The following is an 849-nucleotide window of genomic DNA, read 5'->3' on the forward strand; positions in this document are numbered from 1 at the left end:
ACTCGCGCTACCAAGAAGCGCTACGCGCCAACCTCGGCACGCGAATCGCCATCGACCAGAAATACTGACTGCCCCCGCACCGCGGTGGAGGTGTGGACCGGCGTGAACCGGTCCCCACCACCCGCTACTCGTCCGGCGTGCCGTCGTTGAGCGTCACAGTGCTCTGCGCCACGGTCACGGTCACCCTGATTCCGCGCGCCGCAGCATCCACTGCCACCTCGGCCAATCGCTCTGCAATCCAGTCCTTGTCTGCGATCACCATCGCGCACTCCCAACTCTTGATGACCCCGAATTGGTGCACAGGTTGTCCGCCTCAGAACGCCGTTCGGACAAGGAACGCCACACCCAGGTGGGGGAGGACTCACGACACGCGCGGTGGTGTTCGACTGCCGCTCAAACAGAAATGCCCCGCCAGGTGCTGTGACCGGACGGCGCCGGCGAGAACCAGCCTCGGATTTTTGGACCCGCCGTGCTCAAGGATATCTACCCGGATGGGAGCGCCGGTACGCCCAGTCCGTAGGCTGCCCGCCTGAGCTCGGCTTGTGCCTTCGCGACGACAACGATCGAACCCAAACTATTTGGGATGCACTCTCGAGTCGCTCCGGTCAATTCGCGAGCCTTCGGGCCCCTTCGTCGCCTCTGGCGAGCCGGCATGCGTTCTCGTCGTCTTCCCGGCACATTCCCGGCACATGACGCCCAGACGTGCGGGTACAAAAGGATGCTGCATTGACTGGAGGGCTTAGTGTCCGGTGCGGACGGTCAGCGATAAATGGCAGCTAGTCAGGGAATTAGAGAAACCCCCGCGAGTAGAAGCCTCACGAGGGTTTCAGTGGCTCCGACGGGCGTCGA

At 63.3% G+C, this 849-nt stretch carries 1 protein-coding gene; it reads right to left on the reverse strand.

The window, feature by feature from the left end:
- Positions 1 to 124: 124 nt before the first annotated feature.
- Positions 125 to 262 (reverse strand): hypothetical protein, encoded by a 138-nt coding sequence (locus MIC448_RS16125; protein WP_158497559.1) that lies wholly within the window; start codon positions 260 to 262, stop codon positions 125 to 127.
- Between the last annotated feature and the right edge of the window lie 587 nt (positions 263 to 849).

The sequence above is a fragment of the Microbacterium sp. C448 genome (assembly GCF_000582705.2).
In the GTDB taxonomy this organism is placed as follows: domain Bacteria; phylum Actinomycetota; class Actinomycetes; order Actinomycetales; family Microbacteriaceae; genus Microbacterium; species Microbacterium lacus_A.

Coding starts and splice junctions, on each gene's coding strand:
- MIC448_RS16125 (WP_158497559.1), bottom strand. CDS start 262: ATGGTGATCGCAGACAAGGACTGGATTGCAGAGCGATTGGCCGAGGTG.